Below are 21,413 nucleotides of genomic sequence, written 5' to 3'. Positions count from 1 at the left end.
TCGAAGACGACGGCGTGGCTGCGCCGACGGCCAGCATTGAGATTGCCGGCGTCAAGATGTTGGCCGATCTCTCGGGCGCCTTGTTCTGGAAAGAGCAGGGCCTGTTGGTCGTGTCCGATCTCCATCTTGAAAAAGGATCGAGCTTTGCCGCGCGCGGCGTTCTGCTGCCGCCTTACGACACGATCGCAACGCTCAGCCAGCTCGCGGCTGCCATCGCGCGACACGATCCGAAGACCGTGATTGCGCTCGGCGACAGCTTTCATGACCGTAGCGCTCATCAGCGATTGTCCGCAGTCGACCGCGAGGCGCTTTCCGCCTTGCAGGTCCGGCGCGACTGGATCTGGATTTCCGGCAACCACGACCCGGCCTTGCCGTCCGATCTCGGCGGCATCGTTGCGAGCGAGGTCGCGATCGGTCCGATCGTGTTCCGTCATGAGCCGACGGGCGCCATCGGTGAAATCGCCGGACATCTTCATCCCAAGGCGCGCGTGGCGACGCGGGCGCACTGGGTGGAGCGGCGCTGCTTTGCAAGCGATGGCGAGCGTGCGGTGATGCCCGCCTTCGGCGCCTATGCCGGGGGCTTGAGCATTCGCGACGATGCGTTTGCGAAAATCTTTTCCAGCACCGCCTTTGTGGCGCATGTGCTCGGCGATTTCCGCTTGCACACCATCGCCGCTTCGCGGTGTTATTGACGAGCGATCTCGGCCCGGCGCAGGACGGGAATGACCTGCTCGGCGAACAACTCCACCGCCCGAATCCGGTGCTCGTCCACGGCGCGGCCAAGAATCGCCAGGATGTGGCCAGCACCGGTGCTTCGGCATTGCGCGATGATCTGCTCGGCCACCTGGGCCGGCGTGCCGGCGATGAATTCATCTGCGTGCACCGAAAAGCCGCCGCCAGGCTTAGGGGCGTCGAGCAGTGGCGAGGAATGTTGCACGCGCGGGTCACCGGCGAGCACCTTCGCCGCCACCTCGCGCGCGATCTGGGATCGCTCCTGCGCCTCGGATTCGCTTGCCGCGATAGAGACGTTGCGGCGGATGGCAAGGTGGTCCGCCCCGCAAGCGAAGCCGACCCGATCGGCCTCGTTACGATAGGCATCGAAGATCTCCTTGATGCGCGCAACGGATTCGAACGCCGTGCATATCTTCGATCGCCGCCCGGCGGACTTCGTCGCTGATGCCGGGCTGACGACCGTCGTCCATTTGGGCGGCGAAGGCTGCAAGGGACGCGGCACGACGCGAAGATTGTCGAAGTTGTAGTATTGCCCGTGATGCGAGATGATGGGCTCCGCGAGCCAGGCGTCCAGGATCTGCAAGGTCTCGTCGAAACGTCCGCGATTTTCTTCGGGGCTGATACCGGTCTGGATCAATTCCTGCGGCACGCCGCTGGCGCAGCCGATCTCGAGCCGGCCGCCGGTCAGGTGATCCAGCATCCCGATCTCTTCCAGAACGCGCCATGGCTGATAGAGCGGAAGCACCACGCCCATGGTGCCGAGGCGCAGCCGCGTCGTGGAACGCGCGATGGCAGCGATCAGGAGGTTGGGCGATGGGCTGTAGGAAAGACCGAAATGGTGCTCGCTGAAGAAGATGCCCTCAAACCCCAGTTCATCCAGCCGCTTCCAGAGGGCGATGCCCTTGTCGAACACGGCGGTTGGTGGCGTGGCCTCCGCGCCTTGATCGGCCAGCGCGTACAGGAATTCGAATATCCAAGGCTTGATCATGCGTTTCCCCTGGCTGAAGCGACTTCTTGCTGGTTCTTTTTGGTTGATCAAAATAGGAAGGTTACCTGACTATTTTGTCAAGTTTCCCGCAAGCGCGCCGGCGCAGATTGACGACTTGACACGATCGTCGGGCCACCTCTCTCTACTCAGCGTCCTGATCCCGATCCGAGCTGCATCCCCAATGCTTAAAGCACTCAAGCGCCGCATAGCCGAGTTGGGACCGCATTTTGGCCCGGCCATCCTGGAAGAGACGTTTGCGCTGTATCGGCCGTTGCTGTCGCGAGTTCCCGAAAACGCAAGGGTACAATTGAACGTTCCCTATGGACGCGACGATCGCCAGCGTCTCGATGTCTACGCACCGAAGGCGGCGGCCGGGTCGCCGGTCCTTCTCTTTGTGCCGGGCGGCGGCTTCGTCGGCGGTGACAAACGGGCAGAGGATGCCTTCTACGCCAATATCGGGCACGACTTCGCGAGCCGCGGATTCCTGGTGCTGATCATGAACTATCGGCTGGCGCCGCTTCATCCCTGGCCAGCCGGAGGCGAGGACGTTGGCCACGCCGTGGCCTGGGCGAGACAACACGCAGCCGCGTATGGCGGCGATCCGGACCGTATTGCCATTTTTGGCCAGTCGGCGGGCGCGACCCATATCGCGACATGGTTGTTCGATCCATCGCTCGACGGTGCGAAGCCGGTTTCGGCGGTCATCCTCGCGAGTGGTACCTATCGTGTCGCGGCAGACAAGATACCGCCGAATGTCATGGCGTATTTCGGGTCGGATAGCTCTTTGTATGAAGCGCGTTCACCGATCACCCACGTCCATCCGACCAACGTACCGCTTCTCCTGATGGTCTGCGAATTCGACCCGCCACACCTGGCTTCACCGACGTTCGAACTGGCGGCGAGGCTGACGGACGCAAACAGCCGTTCGCCGCAGCTTTGCTGGCTCGCGGGCCATAACCACGTCTCAAACGTGCTCAGCATCGGCACAGCGGATGATGTGGCCGCGAACCTTGTCGCGAACTTTCTCAAGGACGCGCGGCACTTCAACCAGAGCTGATCAATGACATAGGTGCTACAGGCGGGAACCGGTGCAAAATGAGGGCGCCTTAACGAATCGTGTCTGATAGGGTAAGCTTACAGGAACGGTATTTTAGCAAGGTCCCCATGTTGGCTCCGACGACGAATCCAGATGACGAAGCCAAAATGTTCGATCTCGCGCCGGTCTCACTTTGGATCGAGGACTACAGCTCCGTTCGGGCGTTGTTCGAGCAGTGGCGCAGGGTCGGCGTGACGGATGTCAAATCGTTCCTGGCCACCAATCCGGACCGTGTGCGCCAATGCTCGCAACGCATCCGCGTCCTCAAGGTCAACCGCAAGACCCTGACATTATTCGGCGCCCGCGATCTTGAACATCTCATGGCCAATCTCGATCAGGTGCTACGCGACGACACGTTTAGCAGCCATATCGAGGAACTCGCCCAACTCTGGGACGGGCAAACCAGCTTCTCCAGCCACACCGTAAATTATACGCTGACCGGCGAGCGTCTCGACATCCAGCTCCATGGCACCATCCTTCCGGGCCACGAGCAAAACTGGGACCGCGTCATGATCGCGATCGAGGACGTGACCGAGCGGGAGCATACTCGCCGCCGCCTGATTGACAGCGAAAGCTACGCATTCGGCCTGTTTGCCCATTCGCCGGTTTCGCTTTGGGTGGAAGATTTCAGCGGAGTGAAACGTCTTATCGACGACGTGCGGCGCCGTGGAGTTGAGGATTTCCGCGTGTTCACCGATGTACACGAGGAATTCGTCCCGCGCTGCATGGGAGAAATCCGCGTGCTCGATGTTAACAGCCGCACGCTCGAACTCTTCGGCGCGCCGGACAAGGATACCCTACTGCGCAATCTGTCCTCCGTGTTTCGCGACGAGATGAAGCCGCATTTTCGTGAGCAACTCGTCGATCTCTGGGATGGCAAGCTGTTCCAGCAGCGCGAGGTGGTGAACTACACACTGGACGGCACCAAACTCCATCTGCTGCTGCAATTCTCGGTGCTGCCCGGCCGTGAGCGGGACTGGTCGCTGGTGCAGGTCGCGCTTACCGACATCACCGCTCGCAAGAAGGCCGAAGCCTATCTCGAATATCTCGGCACCCATGACGTGCAGACGCGCGCGTTCAATCGCTCGTTCTATGTCGACGAGCTCAATCGGCTGGAGCGCAAGGGCCTGCAGCCGGTCAGCATCATCGTCGCCGACATCAATGACCTGCGGGCCATCAATGACAAACTCGGCCAAGTCGCAGGCGACGCGCTGCTGCGCCGGGCGGGCGAGGTATTTGAATCTCTGGTCGAGAAGCCCGCTTCAATCGCACGCATCGGTGGCGATGAGTTCGCAGTGTTGTTGCCGGGCACCGACGCTGCGGGCGGGGAAGCCGTTCTGCACACGCTTGCCGAGCTGATCGAGCTCAACAATCAATACTACCCGGATGTCGAACTGAGCATCTCGGTCGGGCTTGCGACGAGCCAGCCGGGCGAGCGATTGGAGCAGGTCGCCAAACGCGCCGACCAGAACATGCTTCAGGTGAAGCAGCTATATCAGTTGTAAACCAATCCAGACCGGCATGGGATCGGTGCTGTGTAAAGCTTCTCTTCATCCCAATCAAGATCGTAATCTGGCGCGCAAATCGCGGCCCACGGTAACGGAAAGATCATCACAGTCTGGGCACCGCAAACTTCCGCGTCGGGCATTGGCGGAAGTTGATGAGCATCGGGCTGGACGTCCGCTTTGCAACCAGACATCGGGCGACCAGCTTCTATGAGGTGCGTCACAAACCCGCCACCTGACACGCCCTATCACAGCAGGCGTGATTTGCTGGTGTCCCTGACGAAGCTGAGTGCGATCAGCGCGGCGAACGCGAGGGCAACATAGTATGCGGTGATCGCAGCCGTGGTGCCGGTCCCTGCAAAGAGACTGGTGGCCACCAGTGGCGCAATTCCACCGCCAAGCACCACTCCGAGCTGCTTGCCAATCGAAACCGCGGTAAAGCGGACCCGCGTGGGAAACAACTCGGGGAAATAACTTCCCTCGGTTGCGAACATCAGCGGGTGAATGATCCCGGCCGCGAGCACCACAGCCGTGGTTACAAGCAGCGTCTCGCGGGTCGCCACCATGTGGTAGAAGGCGAACATCGATATCGCCGCGAGCACGACGCCGGTCACGAAAAGCCATTTCCGTCCCACCCTGTCCGACCAGGCGCCGATGACCGGCATCGTGACGAGAGCGACGAGATTTGCGAGCAGCACGGCCTGGGTAATCACGTCCTTCGCAACGCCGAGCTGGCGCGTCGCGAATGAGATGGTGAAGATTGCCGTCAGATAAAAGTACGCCGTCTGCGCAATTTCGGCGAAGAGCACGACGATGATCGGGCGCCAATGCGACTGGAGCGCCTCGAAAGCAGGCACCTTTGCGACTTCTGACACCTGAAGGAACGCCGAGCTCTCCTCGATGCGCAATCGCATATAGATGCCGACAATCACGAGGATTGCGCTGACGAGGAACGGCACGCGCCAGCCCCACGACAGCAGGTCGGCTTCCGGAAGGCGCGAAACTAACACTGCCGAAAGCGACGCGAGTACCACGCCGACCGGCCCGGCGGCCTGAATCACCGCGGCTGAAAATCCGCGTTGGTCATCCGGCGAGGTTTCAAGCACCATCAGACTGGCCGCAGTCCACTCGCCGCCGACGGCAAAACCCTGAATGAAACGCAGAACGACAAGCGCGACCGTAGCGATCCAGCCCGCGCTGGCGTAACTCGGCAAGATCCCGATCAACGTGGTCGCCAATCCCATCAGGATCAGCGTGCACAGCAGGACGGATTTGCGGCCGGAGCGGTCGCCGAAATGGCCGAAGACCAAACCGCCGAGCGGGCGCGCCAGAAAGCCGACGGCAAATGTCGCGAATACCGCAAGGGTCGCCGTCAGCTGATCGAACTTCGGGAAGAACAGTTGTTCGAAAACCAGCGGCCCGATCAGGCCATAGATGAAGAAATCATACTGCTCGATGGCGGTTCCGATGGCGCCGGCCGCCAGGATACGGCGACGCGAGTTCGAGGGAAGGCGCACTTCGGCAATCGTTCCATCGCTCGCCACGTGTTCCTCCCCTGATCTACCGGTTTTGGGAGCCGTATGGCGGCATCTCCGATTCTTGGTCGAGGCTGGTGCACATGATGGTGAGGTAACCTGACTAATTCGTCAAGCCGACCAATCCGGCAGACGCAGACTATGTCTCATCGTTAAGGGTATCGAACTTCGCGCCGTAAGCCACGAGCCCTTTCAGGATTGTGTCCATGGTTGCCTTGCCGAGTTCGGCACGCATCTCGCGCTCGGCAACGTCTACCGCGTCACGAAAGGCGTTCAACCAGACGAGACCTGCACGCGTGAATTTGACGATCCGGGCACGACCGTCGGCCGGGTCGGCCATGCGATCGACCAGTCCGAGCTCGCTGCATTGGTCGACCAGCTCGCCCATGGCCTGCTTGCTCATCGAAGCGCGCCTGGCGAGTTCGGTCAGGCGCGTTCCCTCGACGTCAAGATTTCTCGTCAGGCTGAGCAGGGCGATCCGCGTCTCCGCATGCCCGCGTTCGTTCATGAGTTCGAGAACGCGGGCTTCAAAACGGCGCAGCGCATTGTTGAGAAGGCGGCCAATATTGGCGTGTCGCCATGCTGTGTCGGATTTTTTTGCTTTCAAAGTGTCCGGCTTCCCAATTGATCAATCAGAATCAGGAATTCTAGCACAACCTTCAATTCCGTTCAGGGAGACGCTACTCGATCAGAATCGGGTGGCGGTCGATCGCTCCAGTCACGCATGATGAGGCGGCTCTCCGGGGAGAGCCGCCTCACATATTCTACTGTGATGGCGCCGTCGAGACCGATCAAGCCATCCGGCATGACCAGCCGCGCCCTCAGGAAGGCATCGCAGGATGCGTGATGAGGCCGAGCTGCGTCAGCGCCGCCACGCCATCGTCGAGTCCGATTTCCTCGACGATCTTGCCGTTGATCACCTTCAGGACGGTTGTCCCGGTGAATTGCAGCTTGCGGCCCGTTGCGGCTGGCAGGCTCCCCGCCAGAAGATCGGAGAATGCCGCGCCGGTGTGTGTGCCGCCACCTTCCCACTGACCGACTACATAATCGCCTTCGGCGATCAGGTCCGCCGTACCCCAGAAGTTGAGATCGGGGAATGCGGCGCGGAAGTCGGTGATGGCCGCCTTGATCTGGGCCCGACCGCGGCGGGGTTCGTGCAGCGAATACTTCTGCAGCATGTCCGGGGCCGCGAGGTCGTCGATGACACCGGGATTGAACGTCTTGCCCCAGAATTCGGTGAACCAGCGGCCGACAACCGCCTTGTTATCATCTTCCTTCGCCATGTCTTGATCTCTCTGTTTGTTCCGATTTTGTCAGAGGAAGCATCGAGCTTCCGCCCGAGAGACTAGACAAACGACCTTGCCAGCCACGCTCCGTTTCTTGTCCGCGTATCCAAATCTTCACGCGCCGCAAATCTTCACGCGCCGAGCGACACAAACAGGCGGCGTGCCGTGCCTTCGATTCGTAAGCAAAAAGCGGAGTGTTGGCATCCAGGCCGCGTCACACTCCGCTTTTTGCTTTGCAATCGAGAAACGTATCGGGCGGGATGCGAATGTTAGAATCGGACCACTGCCACGGCGCGAACGGCATTCGGCGCGCCGATTGTGCAAGCGATTTCGGAATGGGAGGAGGTTTGGCCAACCGGGATATCCTGGAGGGCCCGCCACACGCGCCGCTGAAATGCGGTGCCGCGCACGTCGAGAGGAAGGTTCAGGCCGATTTGCGGTGTCTCGACAAACCCAACGACACGAACGACCAATGACTCATATTCCTTGTCGCCGCCGACCAGCCGCGCTTTCGGAAAGCGATTCCGCAGATCACGCACGAGTTCATCCGGATCGTCACCGATCAGGATCGATACCACGCCCTTGTCGCTGGACGCCACCAGTATGGCGCCCAGCGAGGATTGCCCTACGGCGAAACGGATGTCTTCGTTTGCTCCTCCCGCGCGATATTGCGTGGGCGTCATGCCGAGCATGTTCCTGGATTTTTCGTAAAATCTTCCGCTGGAATTGAATCCCGCGCCGTACATGGTCTCCGTGACGCTGTGTCCCTTCGCGAGCCCGTCGCGGACGCGGGAAGCCTGATGGGCCTCGGCATAATCCTTCGGCGTCAGGCCTGTCACGCTTTTGAACAGGCGGTGGAAGTAGCCGGTGCTTAAGCCTGCCGCCTGCGCGAGATCGGCCAAGGTCGGGACTTCTTCACTTTCCTCGATCATGCGGCAGGCCCGGGCGACGATGGCGGCGTTCTCGATGTCGGCTGACGGACCGTCCGGATTGCAGCGCTTGCACGGCCGAAAGCCGGTCGCTTTCGCCTCCGCCAGCGAACCGTGAAGGCCGACGTTTCGGGGGTTTGCCGCTCGCGAAGGACACGAAGGCCGGCAATAGACCCCTGTGGTCGCAACCGAATACCAGAATTGGCCGTCAGCCGATCGGTCACGCGACAGAACGCGGGCCCAGCGCGGATCAGCCTCAACCGACGCCTCTGGTTGAAAACGTGCAGCTTGCGATCTCGCCGTCATTTCGTTCCTCGCGCGTCCAACTTGCGCTCCGAGGATACCGATCGCGTTTTTCTGGCGCGGGGGCCACCCGCTTTCCGTTCGAAGCGGTGCGCTGTTTTTTCTCGCCAAGTGAAGCGCGCGAATGTCTGGTCGGCCTCGGAGAATGAGGAACGCCGAAAAATTCCTCGGCGCCTGTCAGCCAGATCACAGTCTCACTAGACCTTCGGTTGTACGCTTGGTCGTACTCATCTTACTTATTTGCCCAGCGCGGTCTTTCCCACAAGCACGGAGGACTGAAATGCAACATGGCATCCAAAACGTAGGGCTATTCGCACAGCTGAAAGCCCGAGTCGCTTTCGGTCTGACTTTGGCGATTTCAGGCGGAGCGTTGGCCACTGCCCAGGCGCAGAGCGTCGGACCAGGCGGTTCAAACGTTGTCACTTTCAAGGTCGAGTCGCTTCGTTCCAGTGCGCCGCAGCACCATCCGGAACGGGGCAGCGTGAAACTGAGCCAGGTACCAAGCTTGGGGACAAGTCGGCCATCTCTTCCGCTGAACAGGCATCTCTCCATCTTCGTTTCAGACGTCGATACCGTCAGTCAGATCAAGTTCTCCGAAGTGATGGACAAGCTCGTCAGCCAAAGCGGCGATCCGCTGCTGACCAAGCAACTGCTGTTTCATCAGTGGTGGGACAGCGCAGGTCAGCGCCCTGGCCTCGGGCTCGGTCCGCATTGCGACGACGATGCTGCGCCCGTTCCAGCCTCAGGCGTCTCCACATTCACGTCCTTGTCGATGCTCAACTCGTTTCCCTATCGTTGTCCGCGGCTTGAAGTGAACGAGGCCAGCAGTGATCCGTTCACCAACGAAGCCGACACCAACCCGGCTGCCTATAGCGCGATCGCCTTCAGCAATCGCTTCGATCTCGTCAGCCCGCCGGGAGATTGCGGCGAATACCGCATCGTCTTTGCCAGGAATTCGGGCAAGTCGGATCCACTGAACCGCAATCTGATCATCTTTGAAGCCAGAGTGCCGAATCCGAAGCCGGCGGAGGGGCTGAACGGCTGTCGTCCCATTCTGGAGTTCTGGCACGGCCTCTCGGACGAGACGATCAACGCGGTGGAGCGGGGCAAGCGGCTTCACGATTTCTATCTGGAAGGTCTGCCGGCGAGCAGCGTTGGGCCCATTGTCGACGTCACCCATTACGCCTTGGGCACGGGCCAGATCCGATCAAACCAGTTCATGCTCAACGACAAGGATGTGAGGCTGCCGGCGCCGCCTTTCGACTGGACGTTGCGTGAATTCAAGACGTTCCTGAACAACGGGACTTTGACCATCATCCCGGACTCGGTGAAGACGAATCCCGGAAACAGCCTCTTTGCCGCCGGCTCTACCGACATCCGCATCGGCGCCTTGAATCAGGATATACGGGCTCAAATGAAAGAGCTGCTCGGGGGCGCGGGTCCTGCGAGCGGTGTTGACGACGTCAATTCCATCGGCTTCGGCACGAGCGGCCAGGGCGTCAATTCCTTCGAGAGCGATGAAGGGCAGGCCGACCTTGGCGACGTGCTGGCAGCTTACGCTCCCGGGAACAAGGAAAACCCTGTCATTCAGGCCAACATCGCCGCGTCCCTCTCGCTGCTGCGCTCGCCACTGACCACCTTGAATGTGGTGAGCAGGCTGCGTACGCAGACCTGCGCCGGTTGCCATCAATTCAGCAACAACGATCACGGCTTGGGCGGAAAGGCGATCTGGCCGGACAAGAGCAAGGGCGATTCGACCCACCCCGCGATGCCGTTTACACAGCAGTCGGAGAAAACCTCCGACCTTCAGCCCGCCATTGTCGGCGGGGGCAAGCGCTATGCGATCTCGCTGACGGTTGAGTGCCTGCTGGATTTCAGGGAGGCTTTCATGAAGAAAGCGCTTGGAATTAGCCCGGCGACCTCCGCCAATCATTGTCCGACGCAATAATCGGCGGTTCTGGTCGGGAAGCTCATTGCCCGGAAGTTTTTTGGACCGCGAGCTAACTAGCAGCATGCAGCGTCGCCGAACGACAGGAGTGTTGTTCGGCGACGTTCCCGAAAAAAAACCGCGACAGTCGTCAGGCGCGAGACGGGCGGAGGCGGTCAGGCTTTGACCATTTCACCGATCTTGTCTTGCGTCTGGGTTTCGAAGTCCGCCGCGTCATGACGCTCGCGCAGTTGGTTGGCGGGATCCCCCGATACGCGATTGACCATGCGGCCGCGCTTGACGGCCGGCCGGCCCGCGATCGCTGCCGTCCAGCGCTGCACATTCTTGTAGTCCTGGACCGACAGGAATTCACCGCCATTGTAAAGCAGTCCCTGCGCCAGTCCGCCGTACCAGGGAAACACCGCTATATCGGCAATCGTATATTGATCGCCCGCAAGATACTCGTTGTCGGCGAGGCGCCGATCGAGCACGTCGAGCTGGCGTTTGGTCTCCATCGCGAAACGGTCGATGGCGTATTGGATCTTGAACGGCGCATAGGCATAGAAATGCCCGAAGCCGCCGCCGAGATAGGGCGCGCTGCCCATCTGCCAGAACAGCCAGGACAGGCATTCGGCGCGCGTTGGCGTATCCTTCGGCAGGAACGCTCCGAATTTCTCCGCCAGGTGCAGCAGGATGGCGCCGGATTCGAAAACTCGAAACGGCTTCTCGCCGCTGCGATCCAGCAGCGCCGGAATTTTCGAGTTCGGATTCACCTCGACGAAGCCCGAGCCGAATTGTGCGCCGTCGATCCTGATCAGCCAGGCGTCGTATTCCGCCCCGCGATGACCTGATGCCAGCAACTCCTCGAACATGATCGTGATCTTCTGGCCGTTCGGCGTCGCCAGCGAATAAAGCTGGAACGGATGGCGCCCGACCGGCAACTTCTGCTCGTGAGTTGACCCCGCGATTGGCCGGTTGGTGCTGGCAAACTTGCCGCCGTTCTCGGCGATCCATTTCCAGACCTTGGGCGGCGTATACGCTGTTTCGTCAGTCATTCGGAGCTCCAGGCTCTGTCAACGGCGGTTGGGTGGGCGAGGGAATCCGGCCCACCGGCGGCAATATAGGATTTCGCCACGCGCCGGAAATAGCCAGACGCGCGCATCGCGCATGCACTCCCGCCGTGCGGCGATTGTGGGTTGACCTCACTTTAAGCTAGTTAGTGGATTGTTTCCGGAGGCCCGGATGGAGAATGGACGAGGTCTTGAGCAAAAAATCCTATCGCATCGGAATCGACGTAGGAGGAACTTTCACAAAAGCCGCCTTGATCGACAGTATCGACGGCAGCGTCGTCGGGCGTTCGTCCGTTCATACCACCCATGATCATCCGGACGGCGTCGCGGCGGGCGTCATCCAGGTGTTCAAACGGGTCCTGGGCGATGCCGGCATCGACGCCGGCGACGTCGTCCTTCTTGCCCACAGCACGACGCAGGCGACGAATGCCTTGCTGGAGGGCGATGTTGCCAGGGTCGGAATCCTGGGCCTGGCGGGCGCCAGGGCGGCGAAACTCGCGCAAGCGCAGGTTCAGATCGATCCGATCGAACTCGCGCCGGGCCGCGTGCTTCAGACCTGCAACCAATTCCTGCAGAGCGACGGGCTCGACCGCAAGGTCGTCGAGAACGCCGTGGCTGCGCTCCGCGCGGCGGGCGCCCAGGTGCTGGTGGCGTCGGCGGCCTTCGGCGTCGACAATACCTCGACCGAAGAACTGGTTCGTGAGGTCGGCGACGGGTTCGGTCTTCCGACGACGTGCGGGCATGAGGTGACGCGGCTGTACGGGCTGACGACCAGAACGCGCACCGCGGTGATCAATGCATCGATCCTGCCGCGGATGATCGCAACCGCCAACCTGACCGAAACGAGCATCAAAAAGGCCGGCATCGATGCGCCGCTGATGATCATGCGCGGCGACGGCGGCGTGATGAGCATCGGCGAAATGCGGCATCGGCCGGCCATGACGATGCTGTCGGGACCGGCGGCGAGCGTAGCGGGCTCGTTGATGCATGTCGGCATGTCCGACGGAATCTATTTCGAAGTCGGCGGCACATCGACGAACCTCGGTATCGTCAAGGCCGGCCGTCCGGTCGTGGCCTATGCAAATGTCGGTGGGCACGATACCTATGTCAGTTCCCTTGACGTGCGCGTGCTGGGTGTCGCGGGCGGCAGCTTGATCAGGATCGCTGACGGTTCGGTGCGCGAGGTCGGGCCGCGAAGCGCTCATATCGCCGGGCTCCGATACGCCTGCTTCGCGCCCGCCGAGATCTTCGAGAACGCGCGCGTCGTCTTCTTCGAGCCGAAGCCGGGCGACGGTGACGATTTCGTCGCGATCGAAACCGAACGGCACGGCCGCTTTGCGTTGACGACCACCTGCGCCGCCAATGCCGCCGGGCTGACCGATCCGGAGATGCATTGCTACGCGCCAGCGGAAGCCGCTCGCGCGGCCTTCGCTCCGCTTGCCGCAGTGGTCGGAAAGGATGTCATCTCGCTGGCGAAGGAAGTGCTCGCCTCGGCGGCGGGCAAGGTGACGCCGACCATCCTGTCCCTGATCAAGGACTATCAGCTCGACGAGGACCAGCAGGTGCTGATCGGGACGGGTGGGGGCATCGGCGCCCTGTTGCCGACGGTTGCGGATCAGTTGGGTCTGCGGTTCGAGATTGCGAAGGATGCGGAGATCATTTCCTCGATCGGCGCCGCGCTGGCGATGGTTCGCGAGGTCGTCGAACGGGTGAACCCCGATCCGTCGTCCGACGACATCGTCCATCTTCGCGCCGAGACCCTGGAGGCGATCGGTAAACTCGGGGCGGACCCGAAGACGGTCGACATCTCGATAGAGATCGACCGCCAAACCGGCAGGATCCGGGCGATCGCCACCGGCGCCGCCGCGCTGCGCAGCTCCGGAGAAACGGAAACGGTCTCGGAGCGGCAGGCCCGTCGTGTCGCGGCCAGATCGTTGCGGCAGTCGGAGGACGAGATCGAACTGGTGGCCGAAACCCCCGGCGCATTTGTCTACGCTCCGACAGCCGGCTCGAGGCATTCGCTCCGGATTGTCGACCGGCGCGGAAACGTGCGTTTGCAGCGCAGCCATGCGGTGGTGCATCGGACGACCGTCGAAAAATGGCAGGATTCGTTGCGATCGATGAACCTGTTCGGACCTAAAGACCCGGCCGATGCCTTTTTCGGGGCGGTTTTGCTGTATGATAGCCACCTGATCGACGTGACCGACGAAAGCCGTTATTCCAATGCGGTCAAGATCGTGGATAGCGAACTTTCGGGCGTGGCGCCTGACACGCCGCTGGTTCTGATCGGCCTGGGACGAGCGGTGTCGGCCGAGAAGATGTCGAGCGAGAAGATGCGAGAGGAGAGCGAGGATGGAGAAGTTTGAGAAGCTGACGGCCGTGGCCGCCCCGATGGGAATTCCCAACGTAGATACCGACGCGATCATTCCCAAGCAGTTCCTGAAGACGATCAAGCGGGCCGGGCTTGGCAAGGCGCTGTTCTCCGAACGACGCTACAATGAAAACGGCGAAGAGCGGTCGGACTTCGTCCTGAATCAGGGACCATTCCGCAAGGCGAAGATCCTGGTGGCTGGTGAGAACTTTGGTTGCGGATCGAGCCGCGAGCACGCGCCCTGGGCACTGCTCGATTTCGGCATCCGTTGCGTCATCGCGCCGTCATTCGCCGACATCTTCTACAACAACATGTTCAAGAACGGCATGTTGCCAGTCCGGCTGAACGCCAAGCGGGTCCACGAACTGATCCAGTTCCTGACCGAACTCCCCGGCGCCGAAATCACCGTCGATCTGCGCGCGCAAACCGTGACCGGACCGGACGGGCAGGTCGATCGCTTCGACGTCGCGGAATTCTCGCGCGAGAGTCTGCTCAACGGCTATGACGAGATCGAGCTTTCGCTGTTGAAGAAGGACAGGATCGACGCCTACGAGAAGAAGCAGAGCGTCGAACGTCCCTGGCTCTAGGAGCGACACAGCCGACGCTCGACGATTTTTCAACTCAGATCGCCGGACGTGATGGTCCCTGTACGAGGGTCAGCAGAACCGCAGCCAGCGCCGCGGCGGCCTTGTCGGGCCGCGCCTTCTCGTAGATCGCGAACTCAAGGTCAGGAAGCCGTGGCAATCCGTCCTCAACACCCAGAATGCGCAAACCCGCGATCAGCGCGCTGACAGGGAGCGGGGTGATGGCGAGGCCCGCGAGCGCTGCCGCGCGCACGCCTGTCAGACTGGGGCTGGTGTAGGTGATCTCCCAGGTCAGTTCGTTGTCGTTGAGCGCGGCGAGCGCAGCCTCGCGAGAAACGGATCGTTCGCGATACAGTGCCAGCGGCAACGCTGCACCCGGAATGAGATCGAACGTGTCTGCCGCGGCCCAGACCAACGGCTCACGCCACACCAGACGTCCTTTCGAAGTTCCAAGCGGGCGCTTTGCGAACACAACGTCAAGCCGCCCCGCATTGAGTTGCTCGATCAATTCCGCGCTGACGCCGATCTGTACCTCGAGCTTCACGCCCGGATGGAGCTTGGCGAAGCGGCCGAGCGCAGAAGGCAGCGCGCCGCTGGCGACCTCCTCGACCACGCCGAGACGCGCCGTGCCCGACAGTCGCGGCGCCGCCAGGCGATGACGGGCTGCTTCCTCGAATTGCAACAGGCGACGCGCGTCGCCAAGCAGCATCTCGCCATCGTCAGTCAGTGCGACACTGCGCGTTGTCCGCCGGAACAAGGGCCGTTTGGTTTCGAGCTCAAGCCGCTTGATCTGCTGGCTTACCGTTGACTGCGTCAGGTTGAGCCGCTCCGCGGCGCGGTGGAAACCGCCGCAATCGGCGACGGCAACGAAGGTGCGCAACAGCTCGAAATCCAGCATGTGATTAATCCATATTTGAGATCAATCATATTATAAAATATCGTTTCTATAATCAATGGCGGCCTCCTACCTCTCGCTTCAAGGACAGCGAAGGAGGTTCATCATGTCAGACTCGGTACGACGCGGAACGGATCGCGCCTCTCGTCTCGCGCGGGCTGCCGCGCTCAGCGGCATAAGCGGAAAAGTCTGCCCCGCCGATCTCGCCACGCGGCTGCTTGAGGCGATTATCGAGTCCGGCGACCGCGTCACGATCGAAGGCGACAATCAGAAGCAGGCGGATTTTCTCGCCTCGGCCCTGGCGAAGGTGGATCCTGCGCGGGTGCACGATCTGCACATGGTGCAGTCCGTGTTGGCACTACCGGACCATCTCGCGGTGTTCGAGCGCGGGATCGCGAACCGGCTGGATTTCTCCTTTGCGGGGCCGCAAAGCCGCAAGCTTGCCGAGCTCGTTGCGACGAACGCGGTCAGGATCGGCGCGATCCACACCTATCTCGAACTCTACGCCCGAATGCTGGTGGACCTGACGCCGCAGGTCGCACTTGTCGTCGCCGACAAGGCCGACCGCGAGGGCAATCTCTACACCGGCCCGAACACGGAGGATACGCCGACCATCACCGAGGCAACGGCGTTCCGCGGCGGCGTCGTCGTCGCACAGGTCAACGAGGTCGTGGACCGCCTGCCGCGGGTAGACATACCTGGCGACTGGGTCGATGTCGTGGTGCCGAGTCCAAAGCCATATCTGATCGATCCGCTGTTCACGCGCGATCCCGCCAAGATCAGGAACGAGAACGTTCTGATGGCGATGATGGCGATCACCGCGGTCTACGAGCCCTACCAGGTGCAGCGGCTCAATCACGGCATCGGCTACGCCACCGCGGCGATCGAACTGATGCTGCCGACCTTTGCCGCGCAGCGCGGGCTGAAGGGGAAAATCGCCAGGCATTTCGTGCTGAACCCGCACCCGACGCTGATCCCCGCGATCGAAGCCGGCTTCGTCGACAGCGTTTACTGCTTTGGCTCCGAACTGGGCATGGAACGCTACGTCTCGAACCGCGCCGACATATTTCCGGTTGGCGCTGACGGCAACCTGCGCTCCAACCGCGCGCTCGCCCAGGTCGCCGGACAATATGCCTGCGATCTCTTCGTTGGCGCCACGCTGCAGATCGACGCGCAGGGCAATAGCTCGACGGCTACCAAGGGCCGCATCACCGGATTCGGCGGCGCGCCGAACATGGGTGCCGACCCACGCGGTCGCCGCCACGACAGTCCCGCCTGGCTACGCGCCGGTCAGGAAGCGGGCGAAAGCCTGCGCGGACGCAAGCTTGTGGTGCAGATGGTGCAGACCCATCAGCCGAATGGCGCACCGAGCTTCGTCGAACGGCTGGACGCGTTCGACCTCGCGGCCTCGGCCGGCTTTGCGCTGCCGCCGGTGATGATCCATGGCGACGACGTCACCCATGTCGTCACCGAACGCGGCGTGGCCAACCTTCTGCGTTGCCGGTCGATGCAGGAACGCGAAGCCGCATTGCGCGCCGTCGCCGGCGATACCGAGTTCGGCAGGCGACAGTCGCCTGAAACAAGCGACGCCCTGCGCCGCCGCGGCATCGTGATGTTCCCCTCCGATCTCGGCATCGATGTCAGCTCCGCAACCCGCGATCGGCTCGCGGCCCAAACCATCGACGACCTCGTGACCGCGTCAGGCGGACTTTACGTGCCGCCGGCGAAATTCCGCCCGGCCACGGTCCCCGCCGTTGAAATCAGGAGCTAACCATGTCGGCGAACACGCAAATCCCAAGTGGCCTCTCCAACTCGAATCCCGCGCCGGTGGATCGCGCGAAACAGTGCGCAGCGGCATTGCTATCAGAACGCGGTGAAGCGTCCGGCGCGCAGGTCGCGCGCGAACTGCACCACCTGCTGCGTACCCTCGATGCGGACGACCGGCGCAGCTTCCAGCGTTATCTTGCGACGGAGTTTCAGCCCGATCAAGCGGCGCTGCGCGCGGCGGCGGAGCGCTATCTCGCCGACAGCACGGCCGAAGCCGCCGCCGCTCTCGCACGGGTCGCCGATCCGCCGCGCCAGGAATTGCTGCGGCGACTCAACATGGCGCCAGGGGGCACCGGCGCGCTGATCGCGATGCGCAGTGAAATTACCGCGCATCTGCGTGACGAGCCGGAATTGAAGCTGCTCGACGCCGACCTCAAGCATCTCTTCGCTTCCTGGTTCAACCGCGGCTTTCTCGAACTGCGGCGGATCGACTGGCAGTCTCCGGCTGCGGTTTTGGAAAAGCTGATCGCCTATGAGGCGGTGCATGAGATCAAGGGCTGGGACGATCTGCGACGGCGGCTCGCGTCCGATCGCCGCTGCTTCGCGTTCTTCCACCCCGCGCTTCCCGGCGAGCCGCTGATCTTCGTCGAAGTCGCGTTGGTGCAGGGACTGGCCACAGCCATGCCGCCGCTACTCGCCCGGACGACGGATGAAGAGGCCACACGGGCACAAGCCGGGCGAGCTGATACCGCGATTTTCTATTCGATCTCCAACTGTCAGGACGGCCTGCGCGGCATCTCGTTCGGCAATTTCCTGATCAAGCAGGTGGTCGAGGAGCTCAAAGCGGAGTTTCCGCAACTCAAGCATTTTTCTACCCTCTCGCCGGTACCGGGGTTGCGGCGGTGGCTCGGTCAACGGCTTGCGAATGGAAGTGATCCCGATGCCGCGTTGTTGCCACAACTGGAGAGCGACGGCTGGTGGAATGACCAGGCACGGAGCGAGAAGCTGCGTGCGCCGTTGTTGCGGCTTGGCGCCCGCTATCTGACGCGGAAGCCCTCGATACGGATCGACCCGGTCGCGCGTTTTCACCTCGGCAATGGCGCGCGGCTCGAACGGATCAATTGGCTTGGCAATAACACGCCACGCGGCATCCAGGAATCCTTCGGCATCATGGTCAACTATCTCTACGACCACGACAGCATCGAGCACAACCACGACGCCTTCGTGCGTGACGGCATCGTCGTGCGTTCGCCGGAGGTCGACGCGCTGCTTCAATCTTGAACGAGCGAGCGCTCGCATCAGGAGCGCAGAAAGGCGGTGAATGATGACAAGAGGAGAATGACGGCAAAAGATCAACCCAGTCGGCCGGCGTCACGCTGTGTCGCCCACGCCATGCAACAAGATACCCACCATCCTTGAAGGAAGAGATATCATGATGATGAACAGACGCGCATTTTCTGCGGCCCTCATGACCGGTGCTGCAGCTTCGCTGATCTCCACACGCGGCATGGCCGCAAATTCAACTCCGGCAAAGGCCCGCAACGTTGTGCTGGTGCACGGGTTGTTCGCCGACGGCTCGTGCTGGTCGGAAGTGATCGCGCGGTTGCAAGCGGCGGGGCTCAACGCCACCGCTGTGCAGAACCCGCTGACCACGCTACCCGAAGCGGTTGCGTCCGCCGAGCGCGTGCTGGCGCGGCAGGATGGCCCGACGGTTCTGGTCGGTCATTCCTTCTCCGGGATGATCGTCACGGAGGCGGGCGTTCATCCGAACGTCTCGGCGCTGGTCTATGTCGCGGCGCGTGCGCCTGACGCGGGCGAGGATTACACCGCACTCGCCAAGACCTTTCCGACGCCGCCGGCGACCGCGGGCATCGTCTTCGACGGCGACGAAGGCCGCCTTTCCGAGGAAGCGTTCCTGCGCGATTTTGCCGGCGACCTGCCGGCCGCCAAAGCCAGGGTGCTCTATGCCGTGCAGGAGCCGTTCCACAAGGCGCTGCTCGCCGGAAAAACCACCAATGCAGCGTGGCGATCGAAGCCGAGTTACTATGCCGTTTCCACCGAGGATCGCACGATCAATCCGGACCTCGAGCGCTTCATGGCCAAACGCATGGGCGCCAAGACCATCGAGGTGAAGGCCAGCCATCTCTCGCTGATCTCCCATCCCGACGCAATCACGCAACTCATCCTGGAGGCTGCCGGCCAACGAGCATGACGGCCGCGCGGTCGACATCATCAACGCCGGAAAAAACACGCGGCGGCATCGGCGAGGCAATTTTGAACTGCCGCCGCGTTCACTTCAGGACTGCACAAAAGGAGCAAACAAGATGAAACGTTTCGGATCCGCTGCCTGGAATGGCAGCCTGCGCGAAGGCAAGGGGTCGGTCTCGACCGAGAGCCACGCGCTGGAAAACCATCCCTACACGTTCTTCAGCCGCTACGGTGAAAAGCCGGGCACCAATCCGGAGGAGCTGCTCGGGGCGGCTCATGCCGCCTGCTTCACCATGTCGTTTGTCAGACTACTCGGCATGGCGAACTTCGTGCCGGAGCAAGTCGACAGCGAATCGGAAGTAGTCATCGACAAGGACGGCGATGGCTTTTCCATCACCTCGGTCCATCTCGCCGTCACCGCGAAGATACCGGGCATCGACCAGGCCACGTTCCAGTCAATCGCTGCAAAAGCGAAGGCCGGTTGCCCGGTCTCCAAACTCGTGAAGGTCGAGATTGGCTTCGGAGCCACACTCCTTTCGTGAGCCTGCGCTAAAGGAGCAGGCAGCGTGGATCTCCGCACCCGGCGCCTCTTGCTGCGAGATTTGCCCGACGGGCAAATCAGCCGATTTGCTGTCCAGCCCCTCCCGAAAAAATATTTCGCTTCGCGAGTTGGTAGAAACAGCAATAGAGGGATCATCGTCCTGTACCCGTCAGAGGGGCGTTTCGCGATCGTCACGAACGTTGGGTGCGGGATGCGGTGGACGCGGGTCACGTCAAGCGACGAATGACATCGATCCGCGGACGGCGAAGTCGTGTGGTCCTGATGCCTCGACGCCGGCATCAAGTTGGCAGGTGATCTGCTGACGACGGTGGCAACAAGCCCGATCACCGGGGAGAGCACGAAGTAAGCCGTAAACCATTGCGCAGGGAAGGCCGGGTATTCCGGCGAACCTGTGGTGACTAACTCGTGTGCTTTGTTTTTTTGCACGCGAGGCTGCGGGTGCGCTTGAGCATCCGGCTTTCCCTGCGCCCTCGATCTTGCGAGGGTCGATGTTGGAGCAAGACTCAGGCGGGATCGCGCCGTGAGAAGGCGATCGCATATCTGCTGTTTGAAATGTGAATCAGAAAGCGCCGAGCGCAGCGCATTTTGCCGCCTCGTAATACGATCGACGACCTCATGGTGAGGAGCCGCGAAGCGGCGTCTCGAACCATGAAGCCACGATCCATCCTTCGAGACGCGCGCAACGCGCGCTCCTCAGGATGAGGTCGTCATGCCCGGCGCTATCAAGCCGCCTTCGCGTGCACCGTGTCGCAGAACTCAGCGAGCCGCTCGGCGAGCCGCAGCGTCGCCGGGCTGGCGTCGGGCGAGGCCACCAGCGCCACTTCCGTGCGGTCGATCGGCGAAAAGCCCTCCTTGGCGGTCAGCACGCGATGATCGGCCTGGATCGACATTTCCGACAGGATCCCCAAGCCCATGCCGGCGGCAATGGCGGCCTGAATACCCGCAAGGCTCGAGCTCGAATAGGCCATATGCCAGGGGCGGCCTTCGCTTTCCAGCGCACGAATGGCGCTGGCGCGATAGAGACAGCCGAGCGGAAATCCGATCAAGGGCACCGATCCGGTTGCCGCATCGATCGGATGGTTCTTGCTGGTGACCCAGTGCACGCGCTCCGGCCATACCGCGATGCCGCCCTTTTCGCCGACCGGGCGCTTGAACAGCGCAAGGTCGAGGTCGCCGCGTTCGAGATCGTGCTTCAGATCGAGGCTTTGATCGGCGCGGACATCGAGCCGCAGACCGGGATGCGAACGCGAGAAAGATCCCAGCAGCTTTGCCAGCCGATAGGCGGCAAAATCTTCGGGCACCCCGAGCCGCACCGCGCCTTCATTGCCCGGACGCGACAGCACGTCACGGGCCTCTTCCTCCAGCGCAAGAAGCCGTCGCGCATAGGACAACAGCCGTTCGCCGGCCTCGGTCGGCGTGATGTCCTTGCCGTTGCGGATCAGAAGCGGCTGGCCGACATCGTCTTCCAGCCGCTTGATCTGCTGGCTGACGGTGGATTGGGTGCGATGAACCCGCTCGCCGGCGCGGGTGAAACCGCCCGCATCGACGACGGATACAAAACTGCGTAACAGCTCCAGATCCAGCATGGAAATTATCCATTTGTTTTTCCACTGGGTGACAGTCTATTATTTAATTTGCAAATAGCAAGGGAGGGC

Annotated in this window: 18 protein-coding genes; 10 read left to right on the top strand and 8 right to left on the bottom strand. The window is 61.8% G+C overall.

The window, feature by feature from the left end; genetic code table 11:
- Positions 1-14: 14 nt before the first annotated feature.
- A complete protein-coding gene (gene pdeM, locus BUA38_RS10475) occupies positions 15-692 on the top strand; it encodes a ligase-associated DNA damage response endonuclease PdeM (protein ID WP_072826010.1) in 678 nt (225 codons plus the stop codon).
- On the opposite strand, the gene BUA38_RS10470 is transcribed toward pdeM, so the two are convergent.
- Complete coding sequence (locus BUA38_RS10470; RefSeq protein ID WP_072817859.1) at positions 686-1,720, bottom strand: LLM class flavin-dependent oxidoreductase; 1,035 nt, start codon at positions 1,718-1,720, stop codon at positions 686-688. The two genes, pdeM and BUA38_RS10470, sit on opposite strands and share 7 nt — an antisense overlap.
- Before the next feature lie 181 nt (positions 1,721-1,901).
- Between BUA38_RS10470 and BUA38_RS10465 the strand changes: the two genes are divergently transcribed.
- Together BUA38_RS10465 and BUA38_RS10460 are read left to right on the top strand one after the other, a co-directional pair.
- Positions 1,902-2,777 carry an alpha/beta hydrolase gene (locus BUA38_RS10465; protein WP_072817858.1) on the top strand — a complete coding sequence of 292 codons (876 nt, stop codon included), beginning with the start codon at positions 1,902-1,904 and terminating at the stop codon, positions 2,775-2,777.
- Between the two features lie 146 nt (positions 2,778-2,923).
- The gene (locus BUA38_RS10460; protein ID WP_244553233.1) at positions 2,924-4,321 is read left to right on the top strand and encodes a sensor domain-containing diguanylate cyclase; all 1,398 of its coding nucleotides are present in this window, start codon (positions 2,924-2,926) and stop codon (positions 4,319-4,321) included.
- A gap of 248 nt (positions 4,322-4,569) precedes the next feature.
- On the opposite strand, the gene BUA38_RS10455 is transcribed toward BUA38_RS10460, so the two are convergent.
- From BUA38_RS10455 to BUA38_RS10440, 4 genes are all read right to left on the bottom strand, one after another.
- Positions 4,570-5,865 (bottom strand): MFS transporter, encoded by a 1,296-nt coding sequence (locus BUA38_RS10455; protein WP_072817856.1) that lies wholly within the window; start codon positions 5,863-5,865, stop codon positions 4,570-4,572.
- A gap of 130 nt (positions 5,866-5,995) precedes the next feature.
- Positions 5,996-6,463: a MarR family winged helix-turn-helix transcriptional regulator gene (locus BUA38_RS10450; protein WP_072817855.1), complete on the bottom strand. Its 468-nt coding sequence runs from the start codon at positions 6,461-6,463 to the stop codon at positions 5,996-5,998.
- A gap of 214 nt (positions 6,464-6,677) precedes the next feature.
- The gene (locus BUA38_RS10445) at positions 6,678-7,139 is read right to left on the bottom strand and encodes an ester cyclase (RefSeq protein ID WP_072817854.1); all 462 of its coding nucleotides are present in this window, start codon (positions 7,137-7,139) and stop codon (positions 6,678-6,680) included.
- A 272-nt stretch (positions 7,140-7,411) separates the two neighbouring features.
- Positions 7,412-8,377, bottom strand: a complete 966-nt coding sequence (locus BUA38_RS10440) for a bifunctional transcriptional activator/DNA repair enzyme AdaA (protein WP_083587534.1) — start codon at positions 8,375-8,377, stop codon at positions 7,412-7,414.
- Positions 8,378-8,519: 142 nt separating this feature from the next.
- Between BUA38_RS10440 and BUA38_RS10435 the strand changes: the two genes are divergently transcribed.
- On the top strand, positions 8,520-10,322 hold the full coding sequence (locus BUA38_RS10435) for a hypothetical protein (RefSeq protein WP_156898479.1): 1,803 nt from the start codon (positions 8,520-8,522) through the stop codon (positions 10,320-10,322).
- Between the two features lie 155 nt (positions 10,323-10,477).
- Here the strand turns inward: BUA38_RS10435 and yghU are convergent, their stop codons facing one another.
- Positions 10,478-11,356, bottom strand: a complete 879-nt coding sequence (gene yghU / locus BUA38_RS10430; protein ID WP_072817852.1) for a glutathione-dependent disulfide-bond oxidoreductase — start codon at positions 11,354-11,356, stop codon at positions 10,478-10,480.
- A gap of 206 nt (positions 11,357-11,562) precedes the next feature.
- Here yghU and BUA38_RS10425 point away from each other — a divergent pair, with 206 nt between their 5' ends.
- Both BUA38_RS10425 and leuD read left to right on the top strand, forming a co-directional pair.
- On the top strand, positions 11,563-13,737 hold the full coding sequence (locus tag BUA38_RS10425) for a hydantoinase/oxoprolinase family protein (RefSeq protein ID WP_172806014.1): 2,175 nt from the start codon (positions 11,563-11,565) through the stop codon (positions 13,735-13,737).
- Entirely contained in the window at positions 13,724-14,329 is a 606-nt protein-coding gene (leuD, locus tag BUA38_RS10420) for a 3-isopropylmalate dehydratase small subunit (RefSeq protein WP_072817850.1), read from the top strand. The genes BUA38_RS10425 and leuD overlap by 14 nt, the downstream gene beginning before the upstream one ends.
- 34 nt (positions 14,330-14,363) lie before the next feature.
- Here leuD and BUA38_RS10415 read toward each other — a convergent pair whose 3' ends face one another.
- A complete protein-coding gene (locus BUA38_RS10415) occupies positions 14,364-15,224 on the bottom strand; it encodes a LysR substrate-binding domain-containing protein (protein WP_072817849.1) in 861 nt (286 codons plus the stop codon).
- 103 nt (positions 15,225-15,327) lie between these two features.
- Here BUA38_RS10415 and mdcA point away from each other — a divergent pair, with 103 nt between their 5' ends.
- The 4 genes from mdcA (at position 15,328) to BUA38_RS10395 (ending at position 19,738) form a co-directional block, all read left to right on the top strand.
- Positions 15,328-16,992 (top strand): malonate decarboxylase subunit alpha, encoded by a 1,665-nt coding sequence (gene mdcA, locus BUA38_RS10410; protein ID WP_072826009.1) that lies wholly within the window; start codon positions 15,328-15,330, stop codon positions 16,990-16,992.
- A gap of 2 nt (positions 16,993-16,994) precedes the next feature.
- Positions 16,995-18,269, top strand: a complete 1,275-nt coding sequence (locus BUA38_RS10405) for a malonyl-CoA decarboxylase (RefSeq protein WP_083587533.1) — start codon at positions 16,995-16,997, stop codon at positions 18,267-18,269.
- Between the two features lie 151 nt (positions 18,270-18,420).
- Positions 18,421-19,200, top strand: a complete 780-nt coding sequence (locus BUA38_RS10400) for an alpha/beta fold hydrolase (protein ID WP_072817848.1) — start codon at positions 18,421-18,423, stop codon at positions 19,198-19,200.
- Between the two features lie 112 nt (positions 19,201-19,312).
- Complete coding sequence (locus BUA38_RS10395; protein ID WP_072817847.1) at positions 19,313-19,738, top strand: OsmC family protein; 426 nt, start codon at positions 19,313-19,315, stop codon at positions 19,736-19,738.
- Between the two features lie 742 nt (positions 19,739-20,480).
- Here BUA38_RS10395 and BUA38_RS10390 read toward each other — a convergent pair.
- Positions 20,481-21,344, bottom strand: coding sequence for a LysR family transcriptional regulator (locus BUA38_RS10390; RefSeq protein ID WP_072817846.1), 864 nt, complete (start codon positions 21,342-21,344; stop codon positions 20,481-20,483).
- Positions 21,345-21,413: the final 69 nt, after the last annotated feature.

It is taken from the genome of Bradyrhizobium erythrophlei (assembly GCF_900142985.1).
Taxonomy (GTDB): Bacteria; Pseudomonadota; Alphaproteobacteria; order Rhizobiales; family Xanthobacteraceae; genus Bradyrhizobium; species Bradyrhizobium erythrophlei_B.
Note: the sequence above shows the minus strand (reverse complement) of the source record. Positions and strands in the feature narration are given on the sequence as shown.

Bases quoted from the DNA above. Each gene is read 5' to 3' on its own strand.
- BUA38_RS10405 (WP_083587533.1), top strand. From the start codon at position 16,995: ATGTCGGCGAACACGCAAATCCCAAGTGGCCTCTCCAACTCGAATCCC.
- leuD (WP_072817850.1), top strand. From the start codon at position 13,724: ATGGAGAAGTTTGAGAAGCTGACGGCCGTGGCCGCCCCGATGGGAATT.
- yghU (WP_072817852.1), bottom strand. From the start codon at position 11,356: ATGACTGACGAAACAGCGTATACGCCGCCCAAGGTCTGGAAATGGATC.
- BUA38_RS10460 (WP_244553233.1), top strand. From the start codon at position 2,924: ATGTTCGATCTCGCGCCGGTCTCACTTTGGATCGAGGACTACAGCTCC.
- BUA38_RS10440 (WP_083587534.1), bottom strand. From the start codon at position 8,377: ATGACGGCGAGATCGCAAGCTGCACGTTTTCAACCAGAGGCGTCGGTT.
- BUA38_RS10465 (WP_072817858.1), top strand. From the start codon at position 1,902: ATGCTTAAAGCACTCAAGCGCCGCATAGCCGAGTTGGGACCGCATTTT.
- BUA38_RS10395 (WP_072817847.1), top strand. From the start codon at position 19,313: ATGAAACGTTTCGGATCCGCTGCCTGGAATGGCAGCCTGCGCGAAGGC.
- BUA38_RS10435 (WP_156898479.1), top strand. From the start codon at position 8,520: ATGAGGAACGCCGAAAAATTCCTCGGCGCCTGTCAGCCAGATCACAGT.
- BUA38_RS10400 (WP_072817848.1), top strand. From the start codon at position 18,421: ATGATGATGAACAGACGCGCATTTTCTGCGGCCCTCATGACCGGTGCT.
- BUA38_RS10390 (WP_072817846.1), bottom strand. From the start codon at position 21,344: ATGCTGGATCTGGAGCTGTTACGCAGTTTTGTATCCGTCGTCGATGCG.
- BUA38_RS10415 (WP_072817849.1), bottom strand. From the start codon at position 15,224: ATGCTGGATTTCGAGCTGTTGCGCACCTTCGTTGCCGTCGCCGATTGC.
- BUA38_RS10470 (WP_072817859.1), bottom strand. From the start codon at position 1,720: ATGATCAAGCCTTGGATATTCGAATTCCTGTACGCGCTGGCCGATCAA.
- BUA38_RS10445 (WP_072817854.1), bottom strand. From the start codon at position 7,139: ATGGCGAAGGAAGATGATAACAAGGCGGTTGTCGGCCGCTGGTTCACC.
- mdcA (WP_072826009.1), top strand. From the start codon at position 15,328: ATGTCAGACTCGGTACGACGCGGAACGGATCGCGCCTCTCGTCTCGCG.